Consider the following 15503-nt stretch of genomic DNA (forward strand, 5'->3'; position numbering starts at 1 on the left):
TCTGCTCTTCCGTGAACCTTGATCGCTTCATTCGTCCGTCCTTTGGTCGGGCGGACTCTAGCTATTCCTGGCTGAGTTTCAGGGGGTCACGTCAGCAGACCTAAGGCCGGCCACCTCGCCTCGCCTCGGCCGGGGGTACGGTCTTACCTGAGACAGGTTGCGGCGCTGCTCAGGCGCCCCCGACGGGGGGAGCTAGGCCCAGCCACGTCAGCGCGGCGACCTCGCGGGCGGCATACCCGGCCTCCTTCGCGCTGGGCGTCCAAAGCCCCGAACACAGGAATGCGCATATCGCCGACACGAAGATGGGTGAGAGGTCGTAGAACCGCTCCCGAACCTGTTGCTTTGCCACGCCTTCGACCTGCCGCTGCCGGAGCAGTTCCCAAATCGCGCGCCACCTCACTCGGACGGCATCGCAAGGCCCGACCGATGAGGAAATGGCTAGAGGACTCAAAGGTTGGACATCATCGCGAAGGTAGGCTTCGGCTAGCCCGCACATAAACGCGGCGAAGCCCGCCCGCTGATCTTCGCTCCCCCCAAATGCGTGATCGCGGAGCTCCAGGACCAGCGCGAGCGCTCGCTGTTGGCAGGAATCGATAACCGGATGAAGTCTCCGCAAGGCCTGGTTCGCTTCCATTTCAGAGCAGGGCAGCTCCGAAGCGATGAAGGCCGCCGTGACGGCCTCCGCGCCAGCGCGATTGATTGTCCGCGAGACCAGGCATTGTAGGGGGTCACCCTGATCCCCGACCAAGAAGTTGTGCGCTAGTTGGGAGAGTCGATGTGCCTCAGGACCACCGCCCGAGCGCCCGTAGAGGACCAAGTCCTGTAGGCCTTCGACAAGGCGGCGGCCGTTAAGCAGCTTTCGTGGCGGCGCCTGACACACGGCGACAGGCGTCCAAAGCACAAGGCCGAGGATGAGCTGAGAGGCGATCAGGCAATCGCAGCTTCGGATTGCCCCGGCCGAACGTCCCGCCTCGAGGACGGAGGCCAGCCTATTCGCGAGCTCTTGGAACGCGCCCTGGACATGTCGCCGGCGGCTTTCCGGGAGAGACCAGACGGAACCCAGCGCCCCCAACTCAGCGTGCCTTGGGTTGCAGACGCCCGCGACGAAAGACGTCACGACCTTGAGAGGGTTGCTGTGCCGACGCATCGCACCGCTCAGATGCCAGCCGAGCGCCCGGCAGGACCGCTCGTGGATTTCGAACAGCCAGTTTTCCTGGTCTCCTTCCTTGGCCAAGGCCCTCGAACGGGGGGGCAGCACCGTCGACGGCCAGATCGCTCCCGTCGCGTTGAAGCGCCTAGCTGCCTGAACGAACTCCAAGTCCTCCTGCGACGGAGGCAGCGGCGATGAGGACCTGGGCGGCATCCAGTGATCCGGTGTGCGAGGTTCTCCGAGGGCCGAAGAGAGAGGCAGGCGCGCGACGCAGCGCTTCCGCGCCTGCCCCTGTGTCAGAAGAAGCGATACTGAAGCTCGATCCCGTAGGTTCGAGGCGGCGTGAGCGGGTAACTCGTCGCAATCCCCTGAGTGACCGGAACGATGGTCGCCCCTCCGGCCGCGGCGGGGCCGATGTAGCCGGTGCGGCGGCCAGCGACCGCGCCACCTTCGTAGCCGATGTCATCAAAGATATTCCGCGCGAACAGTATAACTGTGTAACGGTCGTCTTCGGGCGCAAGGGTGAGTCGCGCGTCAACCTGATCCCAAGACGGCGAGCGCGTGTAGGCGCGATTGAAGATGCTGCCGTACTGTGCATCACGCCATGTATAGTTCACAGAGCCGGTCAGTGCATAACCAGGCAGTCGCCAGGTATAGTTGACGTTGACGGCGATCTTATTTTTCGGCGCGTTCGGAAGCTTCTGACCCTTCAAGTCCTGGCCAAGCTGAAAGCCCCCCCGGTTAGCGCGGTGAAGACATCGGCCGCGCAGTTGTCCGCCACGGCGGGCGTGAGCAGCCTTGCCTGGCAATCGGCCAGCGACCCGATGGGCGTGGACCGGGGATCGAGCGCCGCAGGATCGGCCGGATCGACTGGCCCGCGCGCCCGCGTAATGTGGGAGTCCAGGTAAGAATAGTTGAAGAGTATCTGCAGATCCTCGATCGGCTGCCAGATCGCCTCCAGTTCCACCCCCTTCGAGGTGGCGCGGGGCACATTGTAGAACACCGACTGCGCCTGAGTGATCCCGCCGGCCGTGTTGACAATGGTCAGCGGGATCTGAGCGTCCTTATACCAGTAGTGAAACGCCGCGATGTTCGCCTGCAGGGTGCGGCCGAAATTTTTCTTCAGCCCGAACTCGATGTTGTCGAGGAACTCAGCGTCCGTGTACGGGTTCGCCGTGAGGGCCGTGTCTACGCCGATCCGAAAGCCGCCTGCCTTGTAGCCGCGGCTGTATCGAACGAAGGCCGTGGTGTCCCGATCAGGTTCCCATTGCAGCGTCGCGTTGCCGGTGACGGCATCCCAGTCGGCGTCATACTCCCGCCGCGCTCGCCCCGTGGCCGGGTCAAATGTGAAGTCGCGCGAGACGCCCTTCGGAGGTGTCGCGCCGGGAATGAAGAGCGCCTGGGTCAGGTCGATCGCGGGCGTGAACGGCCCGGTCTGCTCCGGGGTCAGCCCTGGGGTGCAGGCGAAGAAGGCGAAGCAGAGGACGCGCGCCTCTTCCGACCCCGTCTTGGTATCCTTCGAGTAACGTAGACCAACCGTGGCTTTCAGGGCGTCGGTGAACTTGTAGTCCAATTGCCCGTAGATTGCCTGCGACTGTATGTGGAAACGCGGCGTGTCGATCGTGCGCTGCAAGAGTGGATTTGGCGGGCAGACATTTCCAAAACGCGGACAACTCGCCCCGAGTGGCGCTGCGATCTGCGGCTGGCTGTAGAGATAGGTAGAAGTCGGCTGCTCGAAGTGCTCGTTCCAGGAGTATACGCCGGCCAGCCATTGCAGCGGTCCGTCGGAAGTCGATGCGACGGTAAGCTCGTGGCTCCACCACTCCTCGATCTCCTGGTAGTTGTAGAGTTGCTGCGGGAACACGGTCAGGCCGCCGGGCAGCGTGAACCGCTCAACGGGCGCCACGGTGTCGTCCGCGGGACGGTTCAGCTTGTAATGGTACCGAGTCCCGCCCGTAGTATATTTCACGTCAAAGTCCGAGGCGTGCCAGGTCCATTCGCTCGCGAAGATGAAGGTGTCGTTGAGTTTGACCTGATAGGGAATTGTTGACGCGAACTTGCGGGGATCCGCTGTGGTGGGGTTGGCGCATCCCAGCGGTGAAGGATTGCTGACGTTGGTCACCCGGCCACTGCAGCCGTAGCCCGGCTCAAGGCTGGTGGCTCCGTTGGCGATTTCGAAGGTCGCGTATGGCCCAGGGGTAGAGTTCCCGCGTGACCCGGGTCCGCCACTGCCGTTTCGCCACTGGATCGTGGTGAGCTTGGCCCAGCCTTCGAAATTCTCGTTGAATTCAAACTTGAGCTGGCCCTCGACGATGTTGGTGTCGATGACATTGCCTTCGTCCGGCTGCCCGGGAACGATGTTGTCGTACCAGCCCTTTCGTTGCTTTTCCCAATTCGCCGCCAGCCGGAACTGGACGCCAGGGATCGCCGTTGGTCCCGAGATCGCGCCTTCGACGATGTGTCGATCGTAATTGGCATACGTCGCACGGACTTCTGCATACATCTCGTCGGTGGGCCGCTTGGACACCAAGTTCATGGCGCCCGCGATGGCGTTGCGCCCGTAGAGCGTCGCCTGCGGTCCCCGCAGGATTTCGACCCGCTCCAGGAACAAGGGCGACTTTCCGGCCTCGATGGTGGAAGTCGTGTAGATGCCATCCGAATAAACGGAGACAGACGGGTCGGCGGCGTGGACATTGCTCGTCCGCCCCACGCCGCGAAGCGACACGCGGTCGAGTTGGCTCGAATACTGGAGACCCGGCGTAAAGTTGGTGAGGTCAGTTACAGTCGTGATTCCCAGGAGGTCGCGCTTTTCGGAGGTGTACGCCGAGATCGCCACAGGCACGTCCTGCAGGTTCTGCTCGCGGCGCTCCGCCGTCACGACAAGCTCTTCGATCGTATTGGCCGGCTGAGCCGCAGCCGCTCCGGCTGCCAACGCCGCGCAGCTGGCGAGTAGAAGTCTCTTTGCAGTCGCTATCCGCCAGGTCTGTGGCCGGCCAATCCTCAAACGGCACGCGCCTTCAGACGCTGCGGTCAAACTTCTTATCGTTATCATACGATATCAACTCCCCGCCCTTCGTTTCAGGCGCGTCTCAGCGCGCCTTGCGGTCACGGTCTGTCACCTCGCCGAGTGCGTCAATAGTGAGGGGAGAAAATTGTAACGGCCGACACAGACCAAGGGTCTCTGTCGCGGGGTGCTGTCGCCGAATCAGGCGAACTGTCTGGTCATCGTTCCAGTTCGAAGCTCAGGTTTGATCGCATGCGCTCAAGAATCCGGCGCAACATCAGCTCCTCGCTCCGTGTGAGGCCCTGAAAATACACTCCCCGCAGCCACTCGGCGGCGGCGACCAATTCCGGCACCGCTGTAGCCGCGCCTTCCCCGGCAAAAATCTGCCACTCCCGCTGATCCACGCTGGATCGTTGACGCCTGACCAACTGCAGGGTCTCGAGCGCTCTCACCAGCTGGCCGAGCGGGGCGCGTTCGATATCCATGGCGCGCGCCAGCGCCGACTGCGAAAGCCCCTCGTTCTGGAGGACGTAGACGAGAACCCGCCACTGCGGCCGTGTTAGACCAAGCGCGCGAACCCGCCGATCGAACCCCTTTCGCATCAAGCGTGTCACGTCAGAAATCAAAAAACCCACGTTCTCAATGCGGGCCGCCGCAAGCGACGGCGCCTCCCGGCTGGCCGTCGCCGGTTCGGCGAGTCCGGGGGGCCGGCGGGTGATGGGTCGGGTTTTAGGTTGGTTCGCCACAACGCCAATGGTTCAGGCATCCGTGGCGTCATGCAAGGGGCATCCTGCCGCGCGACGCGGTCGGCGCCTGCAACGGCGCGTCCGTCAAGCACCGCCCCGCTTGCGCGGCCGCGCACTTGTATTGTAGCATACATCTGCTTTTGGACTTTGTTTCTTCCCAAGGGCAACGACTTGCGCCGCGCGCTCGACGAGCGCGCGGCGTGCTTTCCAGCCGCCAGGCTCGCCTCAATCGCTCGCCAGAGCCACCGGTCGGCTATTCTGCTCCGCCCACGCAGGCTCGCAACTTCTCAGCGGGCAGCGCCCTGCCCCCTTCGCCAAAGGTCTCGACGCGTCCGAAGCGCTTCGCCAGAACCTTGCAGGCCTCAAGACTTAGTGTGCGAGAGCTGGGCGCCCTGGCCACGCACTGGCTTTGCTCACAATGAAACACCGCGCCCCCCGCGACGATCTTCGAGCGGGGGATGTCCGTACGCGCGAAGGTCGCCACGACATGCTCTGCAGGGGACGCATTCGACGCGCTCGCCCCGGCGACCATAGCTACAGCTAAGATGATGTTTCTCGATAGCATCATGCCCTCACTCCAGAGTTATAATTGTAACGTAGGCATATCATATCTTCATCTCGGGTAACGCTTAAACCTCGCCACGCTTAAGAAGGTGTCCTTTCCGAAGCCTCGGCAGGTGGCGCGCGCCGCGCGCGCCCGGCAAGAGGCCGCCTTCGATCGTTGGCTTGTACCTGGAGTTGGGGGGCAGGCGCCGTGCCTGAGGCATCGGTGGCCGACAACCCAATATTGCTGACCCCCTTTGCCTCCCATCGATCCGCTGACCCCTCGTCAGTCTCCTCGCGTGCGCGCGAGGTGCTTGCGGGAACGATATTGTAGGATACGTTATAGATGCGCCCGCCATGGGCGGGGCTATCGGGGGGTTCTGCTAGAGAGCTTGAACAGCCGCGCAGTCGCGAACTCACAAACATTTTTGCGCTCGGAACCGCACACACAAACAACGCGGGAGCGGAAGGGGAGGATTCCATGTCTGTTCGAACGTACCTTGGGGGCGGATCCATGATCGCCCTGGCGATCGCGATCACGGGTAGCTCCGCGATGGCGCAGACCGTCGCATCTGCGCCGGTATCGGAAGTCGAGGAGGTTGTCGTCACCGGCTCCTTCATCGCCGGGACTCCGGAAGACGCTGCGCTACCGGTCGATGTGCTGTCCAGTCGCGACCTTGAGGCCCAGGGCGCCCCGACCGTCATCCAGCTGGTCAAGACAATAACCTCGTCTCAATCCTCGTTGGGCGAGAGCAATCGGTACAATGGCGGCGCAGGCACTGCATCGATCAACCTGCGCGGTTTTGGGGCAGCGCGTACGCTGACGCTGATGAACGGCCGGCGTCTGGCTGACAGCCCGTCGGCCGCCTTCCAAGGCGGCGGCGCGAACCTCAACTTCATCCCGACGGCTGCGGTTGGACGCATCGAGGTGCTGAAGGACGGGGCCGCGGCCACCTACGGTTCGGACGCGATCGGCGGCGTGGTCAACTTCATAACCCGGACGGATCTCGACGGCTTCGAACTCGGCGGCGAGTACGCGCTCATCGACGGTTCCAACGGAGACTACGAGGCGAACGCCGCGTGGGGGCGCAAATTCGAGAACGGGAACGTCCTGCTCACGGCCGGCTACCGCCACCGCTCGCGGCTCGACATCCACGACCGCGACTGGGCGTTGCGCGGCTTCGATTTCGGCGGCTATGCCGGCGCGGGCGGCTGGACAGGCGCTTCCAACCCGGGACTCTTCCTGGCCGGAGCCAACCTCTTCCGTGACAATGGGTGCGCCGAGCTTGGCGGGGTGCTGACCAACAACGTCACCTATCCGAACCCTTTGAGCGGGACGCTGGGACAGGGCGCGACAGCGACCGTGGCCGTTCCGGTGGGCGCGCAGAACCCGGCCACGGCGACGTCCACGTGCCGCTTCCAGTTCTCCAACTTCAACGATCTCGTCAATCGCGAGGACCATTATCAGCTCTACGGTGAGGTGAACTTCGAGCTCTCGGAGAACCTGGCCTTCCACGGCGAGGTCGCTTGGACCAAGAACGACACGCCGGTCCAGCGCATCTCTCCCGCCAACCTCACGGCGCAGTATCCGTCGCCGGTGGCGGTCGGAGGGACGTCCTTCTCACCCACCGCCCCGAACGGCCCCAACTTCTCGGTGCCCTACAACATCCCGGCGAACCACCCGGGCCTCGTCGCCCTGCTCAACGACTGCCGCTCGCCGCTGACGGCCGCGCAGTGTGCGGCCATTCGGGCGTCGGCCAACAGCGCGGTGGGGGCTCAAGCCGGGGCCCCTCTCGGAGCCCGCGGTGTCGACATCATTCAACTGGGATGGCGCGCCATCGCGTTTGCGGGCCATCCGCTCAATTCCGACAAGGCGGACCACCAGTCGATCGTCAACGACGCATTTCGTATCTCCGGCGGCTTTCAAGGCGAGATCTTCGGCGGGGTGAAATATGACACCGCCATCACCTATATGGAGCAGAAGAACACTTCTGATACCAACGACCTCCTGGTCTCGCGGATCCAGTTGGGCCTGCGCGGTTTTGGAGCCAAGGCGGATGATCCGGGGGGCTGTACGGCGGCCGAAACGAACAACTTCACGTCTGGGGCCGGCAATGGGGCGCTGGGGTGTTACTACTTCAATCCCTTCACAAACGGCACCCAGACCAGCGTCGTAAACGGCGCGGCGAATCCGTTTTTCAACGCCGCCGTTGCGAACGACCCGCAGGTCGTGGCCTGGCTCTACGGCAACTACACCAACGTCCTGACCAACCGGCTGCTCGTGGCGGACATGGTGTTCTCCGGCGAAACCGGTCTGGAGCTCCCTGGGGGACAGGTCGCGTGGGCCGTCGGCGCGCAATATCGCTATACGCAAGAAACCCGGAAGTATGGCGAATTCTTCAACTCCAACGAGACCCCCTGTCCGGACCGCCCCGCGTGCGCCGACGAGAGCGGCCCGCTGCAGTTCTTCGGATCGGCCGTGGATCGCGACGATGACGCCAACGTCAAGGCCATCTTTGCGGAGCTCCAGGTTCCCGTCCTCGAAAACCTCAATCTGAACTTCGCGATCCGCCACGAGGACTATCAGGGCGGCATTGGCTCGACGACCAATCCCAAGGTCGCCGCCAAATGGCAGGTCACCGATTTCCTGGCGCTCCGCGGAAGCGCGAGCACGACCTTCCGGGCCCCGAGCCCCGGTCTGGTCTCCACGGACTGCAACAACGGCGTCCGGGTGCTGGGTAGCGCCTATCGGGCATTTCAGAGCTGCGGCAATCCGGATCTGAAGCCGGAGAAGGCCGACACCTTCAACGTCGGCGCGATCCTCGAACTCGGCGGCTTCAGTGCGACGCTCGACTACTTCAACTTCAAGTTCAAGGACGAGATTACCGAGGAGAGCGGCGCACGTCTCTACGCCAGCATGTTCCCGGGTGGGTCGAATGTGAACTGCGGCAATCCGGCGTTCGCCCAGTTGCAGGCCCGATTCACGTTCGCCGGCGCCTGTGGCGCCGCCAACGTGGCGCGGCTCCGCAGCTTCACGATCAACGGGCCCAACACGAAGACCTCCGGGCTGGAGTTCCGCGCGCAGTACGACTGGGAAGGCTGGCTCGATGGCCGATGGGCCATCGGAGGTGAGGCGACCTACCTGATCGAGTACAAGCGGGGCGTCACGAACCTGCTCGGCACGGACATCGCGATCTCCCCGGCCGAGGATCGCGCCGGCCTCAGCGACCTGGTCAACGAGTTCTTCTCCTATTCGAAACTGCGTGCGAATGCCTTCGCCGCGTTCAATCGAGGCCCGCTCTCCGTGCGTTGGCAGACGCGCTACGCCGAAGGCACCTCGCCGGCATTCGGATCACCGCTCTTCGTGACGGTCCCGAACCCGAGTGCGACCGGCGGGCGAGACCTGGTCCCCGTCGGCAAGTCGAAGGACTTCTGGCAACACGACGTGGTGGTGCGCTGGGAGGCGCCCTGGGACACGACGGTCACGGCGAGCATTCAGAACGTGTTCGACAAGGATCCGCCCTACGTACCAAGCCAATACAACTACGACTACACCAATGGAAATCCGCTGGGCCGCGTGTTCGAAGTGGGCTTCAAGAAGCGGTTCTAGTCAGAGCGGTCTCGATGCTGGGCGCCCTCAGTTCTGAGGGCGTCCCCCTATCTGCCAACAATCCGCCTTTACGGCCTGAGCCGATCTTCTGTTTTCATAAAAACTACCGGGGGAAACAAGTATGACCTTTCGAAATAAGCTGTTGCTGTCCGGCGCTTTTCTGGCCGTCGCGGCCGGATCCGCCCAGGCTCAGACCGCTAATGTCATTGAGGAACTGGTCGTCACCGCCGAGAAGCGCGAGCAGAGCCTCCAGGACGTGCCGGTGGCCATCTCGGCCTTCACCAGCAAGCAACGTGACCTCGTCGGCGTGAACTCCGTCCAGGATCTCACCAACTTCACGCCAGGCTTCACCTATCAGTCGGGGAACGACCGGGCGAGCATGCGCGGCATCGGTCGTCTGACGAACGTGCACGCGGTCGACGGCGCCGTGTCGATCTACATCGACGGCCTCTTCACCACCTCGACCGTGCTGGCCGGCGGCCCAAATCCTGCGCGGGCCGCAGGGCACGCTTTACGGCCGCAACGCCATCGGCGGCACGGTCAACGTGATCTCGGTGCGTCCGACCAAGGACTTCTACGCCGAGGTTCGGGCGATTGCGGAGAATTACGGGTTCACCAACTTCCAGGCCGCGGTGTCGGGACCCATCGCCGACAATCTGAGGTTCCGCGTCTCGGGCTACAAGCTCGACCAGCGCAAGGGCTACTTCAAGAACCTCGCCGGCGGCCCGTCGGAAGGCAGCAAGCGCGACGAATACCAGGTCCAGGCCCAACTCGCCGCCGACCTCGGCGAGAACGCCGAGCTGTGGGTCTCCTACAAGACCCTGGCCTGGCACAACCGCGGCGGTCCCGGCGCGCGCGCCGGCTACCTCAACGACCCCTATCAGACCGGCCGCCTCGATCCGAACTTCTCGATCGTCTACAACTCCGCCCACGGCTACACGCCCGAGACCGGCGTCAACGGCATCGTCCCGGGCAGCCTGCGCCAGTTCGGCAACACGAACATAACCGTGAATCCGGCTTTGGCAGATTCACACGAGTTCAACACGAACACGCCCGAACGTGTCAGGCTGCGGGACGTCAATTCGCTGACGGCCAACTTCGTCTACCATTTGCCGAGCATCGACATCAGGTACGTCGGAGGCATTCAAGAGTACAAGTACGACCTCTACGGCGACACCGACGCGACCAACGTCCAGTCGTTCCAGATACCCCTTGCGCCCGGATCGATCTGTGGAACCGTTGGAGCCCTGTTCGCGGCCGGACGCTCGACGGTCAACTGCGCACCGTTGACCGTAAACGCGGACAATACATTCCACTATTTCGAATATCCGAAATGGTACAGCCATGAGATCAACATCTCATCGACTACCGATGGGCCGCTTCAATGGATTGTGGGGGCGTACTACTATAACGAAAAGTACACCGGGACCGGGAGCACCGCCGACTTCTTTCTCAATGGCCCATCCAGCTTGCGCACGCCGATCCTGGGCGCTGCGCCCAATCCTCTGGGTATTTGGTCGACCGGCAACTACGACCTGACCACCGAAAGCAAGGCTATGTTCGGCCAGGTGGACTGGCAGGCGACTGAAACCCTGAAGGTCACGGCCGGCCTGCGCTATACCAAGGACAAGAAGTCCGGGACCGAGTTCCGGCGGATCGTCTGCAATTCGGACGCCTGCTATCCTGGCCTCTACCCGGCTCTGGGCCTCAGCGCCTTCGGTCCCGGCACGGCGGCGAACTGGGGCAGCCTGCTCGGCAACCTCAACGCCCTGCCGGCGGTCGGCCAGGCCCTGGGGCTGGGCAACGCGCTCGCCCCCCTCGGCGGCCTTGGCAACGGCGCCATGGACCTGACTGACACGCTCGCGCCGAAGAGTACGGCCGGCCCGATCGAAGGGGTGACAAGCCCCTCGGTCTGCACGGCGGGCGTCTGCCGCCAGTACACGATCGGCTCCAACGGCATCGCCAGCCGCCAGCTCGGCGATACGTCGGACGCCTGGACGGGGACCTTCGGCCTCCAGTGGGAGCCGGACGACGACACCATGGCCTATGCCCGCTACAGCCGCGGCTACAAGGCGTTCGGCTTCTCGGCCGGTGGGTTCCTGGCCGACCCCAAGGCGGACGAAGAGACTGTCAACTCCTACGAGATCGGCCTGAAGAAGAACGTGGGTTCCACCCTGCAGGTGAACGCCGCGCTCTTCTATCTCGATTACCGGAACCTGCAGGCGCCGGTCACCGTGCGCGTGGGCCCGACGAACGTCGGTCAGTTCGTCAATATCGCCAAGTCGCGGTCCAGCGGCCTGGAGTTCGGCATGATCTGGCAGCCGATCCGGCCAGTACGCCTGACGGTGGACTACGGTTACAATCCGACGAAGATTCGGAAGAGCATCCCGCTGATCGATACCAATGACAACATCAACACCGGCCCCGTCAGCGTGGTCGGAAACCAGCTACCCCAGGCGCCGAAGCACAAACTGGCGTTGAACGGCTCCTACACCTTCGAGTTCGAACCAGGCGCCCTCACGCTTGGCGCGACCTATCTCTACCGGTCCGAGGCCTACGCCAACGTGTTCACACGCGAATACAACAAGGCCCCTTCATGGGATCAAGTGGATCTCCGCGCTTACTGGGCGCCTACCGGCGGCAAGTACACAGTGATCGCCTACGTCAAGAACGTGTTTGATACCGAGGGCTACCAAGCCGCGCTCGCCGGATCGAGCCGCAACAACAGTCCCACCGTGCCGTCGGACCGGTTCGCCACGGGCTCCCAGGAGGTGGAACTCACCCCGCCCCGCATCTACGGCATCGAGCTCCAGTACCGCTTCTAATACGGAACGACCTGGTCGCTTGCCGCTGCTCCACAGCAGGGCGGGCGACCAGTGCCGCATCAGCCGCCGCGACTGCGCCAAGCGCCGGTCGCGGCCGGCGCAAATTCTGGGCGGCGCCATCGGGCGCATGCGGGAAGGTGCGAGCCATGCCGCGGGACGACTGTGGGGGCCCGGCCAAAGGACGTCGGGCCGCGCGACCTGATCGCCTGCGGGGAGGCGACTTGGGACGCCACCGCCACCGGCCTGCGGAACGTCTTGGACAAGGCCCGTCGCGGGTGCCAATCCAGTACAACCACGTTCAAGCTTTCTAGCTTCCCAAGGCTTGCAGATGTCGTTGTAGAGGATGGCGCAGAGCGCAGTTGCGACATCATGACCGCACCGTTCAGCTAGGTCGCCAATGAGCGTCGTAGTCTCTGCGGAGGGTGCGATTTCGAGCTGGCACGCGTCACTGCGAACCGGACCGCCACGTGCGGCTGACGGCCTCCGCGGTGTCGGTGTCATCAGATCAGCTTCGACATTGGCGTTCATCCCAACAAATGCCGCCTACCTAACGCAGATTGACGTTCGAACGAGGGATCGGTTGACGGGCCGCACGCGTCACGGTGGGTCATCGCGCTCGTTGGCAGAGCCATAGAGCGACGACTTTTCCACGCCGGCCAGCACGATCTCGACCAATTCCACGAGGAAGTTGTCCAGTTGCCGCAGCATCCGCGACCGCAGGCGAGCCGGCGTCATGCGCACGTGGTTCGAGATGGCGCCGACCACCAGATCCATGACGAGGCCGGGGTTCGTCGAGGCGGGGAGCTGTCGACGCCCCACGGCGCGCCGAACGATCGCCCGTCCCTCGGCGACCGTCGCCTCCGCGTAGGGTCGCAGAAACTCGAGGACCTCCGGGTGCTCGGCGATGTCTAGAGGAAGGCGCTTGTGCGCGCCGGCATAGGGACCCGTCAAGGCGCGGGCGACGATCCAGGCCAGGGCCAGAAGATCGGTCCGAATGTCTCCCTGATCGAGGCTTCCTACCCGTAGCCATCGCGCCTCGAACGTCTGGCGGAGCAGGTCTCCGCGCCGGGGCCAGCGACGATAAAGCGACGCCTTGCCCACGCCCGAAGTTCGCGCCACCGCCTCGAACGTGAAGCCCGCCCAGCCCACGTCCGCGTAGAGCGCCATCGCCGCATCGAAGACCCTGCCCTCGATCTCCGGGTCGCGAGGTCGCCCGCGGCCTGGCGCGAGCGTGACTTGATCAGCTGAGATTTGCTTGCGCACAGCGTCCAACTGCGATTTTCTGACGACCTCCGTCCTATATTAGAATTCGTAATCGATGCCTACATTCTCCGCGGAAGATCGAACGTCTGTCAGGGATGGGGTGGCGAGGCTCTTCGCCGAGCGGAGCCCGCTTTCGAGCGTGCGTTCCGCCATGGAAACGGCCACCGGTATTGACGCGGATCTCTGGCAGGAGCTCGCGGCGATGGGAGTCCTTGGTGTCGCTGTCCCGGAGAGGTTCGGGGGCATCGGCGGCGACGCTGTCCTCATCGAGGCGCTCATGGAAGAAGTCGGGGCCGCGCTCGTCTGCGGTCCCTTTCTGTCCAGCGCGGTCTTCGCGGCGGCCCTGCTCGAGAACCTGGGCGACGCCGAGATTTCGGCGAAGCTGCTTCCTCAGATGGCGGCCGGTTCCCTGATCGCCGCTGTGGCCGTTCAAGACGCCGCGGCCGCCGGGACGCAGTCGGGTGTTGCGCCGAAGGCGCGGCAGAAGGCGTCCGGATGGCGCATCGAGGGGGAAGTCGCCTATGTCATCCATGCGGACGCCGCGCACATCCTACTGGTGGCGGCCGAGACCTCGGAGGGTCTGAGGGTGTTCCTCGTCGAGGGCAATGCCCACGGCCTGGCGCGATCACCACTCTCGACCTTCGACAAGACGCTCCGGCTGAGCCGACTTCGGTTCGACGCCACGCCCGCGCGGCGGATTGAGGCGCGCCGCGAAACGACCGAGGCTCTGGCGAACGCACTGGACCTCGTTCGGGTCGCCCTGGCGGGCGAGCAGGCCGGGGGCGCGCGGCGGGTCCTGGACATCACGGTCGACTACGCCAAGTCCAGAATCCAATTCGGTCGCCCGATCGGCAGCTTCCAGGCGATCAAGCATATGGCGGCGGACCTTCTCCTCGAGGTCGAGAGCGCCACGTCCGCCGCGCGCGAAGCCGCACGATTGTTGTCGATGGGGTCCGCCTCGGCCGGGGCCGCGGTCAGTCTGGCGGCCAGCGCCTGTGGCGACGCCTTCGTGAAGGTCACCGCCGACGCGATCCAGATGCACGGGGGCATCGCCTTTACGTGGGATCACGACGCGCACCTCTACCTGAGGCGCGCTCGCGCGGACGCCCAGCTCTTCGGAACGCCGGCCTTCCATCGAGAGCAGTACCTCAGGGCCATGGGAGCCTGACGATGACGAGTCAAACACCTCGCGGGAGCCAGGAGGCGCTGCGCGATGAAGTGCGCGCGTGGTTGCACGCGAACTGGCCCGGCCGGGATCGCGAAGCGCCGCACGGCTGGCTCGCGAAGGTCGTCGAGGGGCGATGGGCCGTGCCACGGTGGCCTGCCGTCTGGATGGGCCGAGACCTCGATGACGAGCACGCGCGCATCGTCGAATCCGAGTTCGCGGCCGTCGGCGCCCCCGGCGCGGGACAGGACCGCACGAATCTCTGGGCGAACACGCTGCTGGCGCGCGGGACCGACGCCTTGAAGGAGAAGCTCGTCCTGCCCCTGCTGCGCGGGGAGGTTGGGATGTGCCTGCTCTATTCCGAACCCGGCGCGGGATCGGACCTCGCCAGCGTGCGTACGAGGGCCGATCGCCAGGGTGACCATTTCCGGGTGAACGGCCAAAAGGTCTGGACAAGCTTCGCCGCCACGGCGGACTACGGCATGCTGATCGCGCGGACCGACTGGGATGCGCCCAAGCACAAGGGGATCGGCTTCTTCTTCCTGCCTATGAAGCAACCGGGCGTGCAGGTGCGCCCGTTGCGTCAGATCACAGGCGAAAGCCAGTTCAACGAGGTGTTCCTCACCGACGCGGTGTGCCCCCAGGAAAACCTGCTCGGCGAGGCGACCGACGGATGGGGGGTCCTTCAGACCGCGCTCGCCTACGAGCGGTCGGCCATGGGAGAGGCCGCCCGCGGCCCGAGACGCGGCATGGGCCAGTCCGCACCGGCAGACGACCCCCTGATCGCGCTGGCGCGGGAGGCGGGCGCGATGGAGGACCCGGTGCTTCGCCAAGAGATCGCCAAGGTGGTGATCCTGAAGCGGTTGAACACCCTCAATGCGACGCGCGCCAAGGCGGACATGCGCCAAGGAACCTCCTCGTCGCTGATGAGCCTCGGAAAGCTCGCGATGAGCCGGATCCTGCACGAGGAGGCGCGGGTCCGGACACTCATCCTGGGTGCGGAAAGCCTGCTCGACGGTCCGGATCACCCGCGCGCCGACGATACCAATTTCCTGACGCTCAACGCCTATTTCACGTCGATCGGCGGCGGCACCGACCAGATTCAGCGCAACATCATCGGTGAACGCGTGCTGGGTCTTCCCAAGGAACCCGAAATCGATCGCGACGTCCCGTTCCGCGCCGTGCGGACAAGTTGAT

Annotated in this window: 9 protein-coding genes and 1 pseudogene; 5 read left to right on the forward strand and 5 right to left on the reverse strand. The window is 64.3% G+C overall.

Going from position 1 to position 15503, the window contains the following annotated elements:
* Nucleotides 1–169: 169 nt before the first annotated feature.
* From ABS78_RS19275 to ABS78_RS19290, 4 genes are all read right to left on the reverse strand, one after another.
* Complete coding sequence (locus ABS78_RS19275; RefSeq protein ID WP_293383235.1) at nucleotides 170–1318, reverse strand: hypothetical protein; 1149 nt, start codon at nucleotides 1316–1318, stop codon at nucleotides 170–172.
* A 128-nt stretch (nucleotides 1319–1446) separates the two neighbouring features.
* Nucleotides 1447–1863: a hypothetical protein gene (locus ABS78_RS19280; RefSeq protein ID WP_293383239.1), complete on the reverse strand. Its 417-nt coding sequence runs from the start codon at nucleotides 1861–1863 to the stop codon at nucleotides 1447–1449.
* On the reverse strand, nucleotides 1860–4082 hold the full coding sequence (locus ABS78_RS19285; RefSeq protein ID WP_293383242.1) for a TonB-dependent receptor: 2223 nt from the start codon (nucleotides 4080–4082) through the stop codon (nucleotides 1860–1862). Before ABS78_RS19285 ends, ABS78_RS19280 begins: the two co-directional genes overlap by 4 nt.
* A gap of 290 nt (nucleotides 4083–4372) precedes the next feature.
* Nucleotides 4373–4900, reverse strand: coding sequence for a MarR family transcriptional regulator (locus ABS78_RS19290; protein ID WP_133255264.1), 528 nt, complete (start codon nucleotides 4898–4900; stop codon nucleotides 4373–4375).
* 1057 nt (nucleotides 4901–5957) lie between these two features.
* Between ABS78_RS19290 and ABS78_RS19295 the strand changes: the two genes are divergently transcribed.
* The 3 genes and pseudogenes from ABS78_RS19295 to ABS78_RS19300 all read left to right on the forward strand — a co-directional run bounded on the left by ABS78_RS19295 (nucleotide 5958) and on the right by ABS78_RS19300 (nucleotide 11878).
* Nucleotides 5958–9053: a TonB-dependent receptor gene (locus tag ABS78_RS19295; RefSeq protein WP_293383245.1), complete on the forward strand. Its 3096-nt coding sequence runs from the start codon at nucleotides 5958–5960 to the stop codon at nucleotides 9051–9053.
* A gap of 121 nt (nucleotides 9054–9174) precedes the next feature.
* Nucleotides 9175–9504: pseudogene (locus ABS78_RS23935) on the forward strand (TonB-dependent receptor plug domain-containing protein); the annotation flags it as partial.
* Nucleotides 9505–9607: 103 nt separating this feature from the next.
* Nucleotides 9608–11878: a TonB-dependent receptor gene (locus ABS78_RS19300; protein WP_293383248.1), complete on the forward strand. Its 2271-nt coding sequence runs from the start codon at nucleotides 9608–9610 to the stop codon at nucleotides 11876–11878.
* 597 nt (nucleotides 11879–12475) lie between these two features.
* Here the strand turns inward: ABS78_RS19300 and ABS78_RS19305 are convergent.
* The gene (locus ABS78_RS19305) at nucleotides 12476–13045 is read right to left on the reverse strand and encodes a TetR-like C-terminal domain-containing protein (protein WP_111275454.1); all 570 of its coding nucleotides are present in this window, start codon (nucleotides 13043–13045) and stop codon (nucleotides 12476–12478) included.
* Nucleotides 13046–13196: 151 nt separating this feature from the next.
* Between ABS78_RS19305 and ABS78_RS19310 the strand changes: the two genes are divergently transcribed.
* Entirely contained in the window at nucleotides 13197–14309 is a 1113-nt protein-coding gene (locus tag ABS78_RS19310) for an acyl-CoA dehydrogenase family protein (protein WP_111275453.1), read from the forward strand.
* 2 nt (nucleotides 14310–14311) lie between these two features.
* Nucleotides 14312–15502: an acyl-CoA dehydrogenase family protein gene (locus ABS78_RS19315; RefSeq protein WP_111275452.1), complete on the forward strand. Its 1191-nt coding sequence runs from the start codon at nucleotides 14312–14314 to the stop codon at nucleotides 15500–15502.
* The last annotated feature ends 1 nt before the right edge of the window (nucleotide 15503 follow it).

Origin of the sequence: Phenylobacterium sp. SCN 70-31, from assembly GCF_001724605.1 — a bacterium.
Classification (GTDB): domain Bacteria; phylum Pseudomonadota; class Alphaproteobacteria; order Caulobacterales; family Caulobacteraceae; genus Phenylobacterium.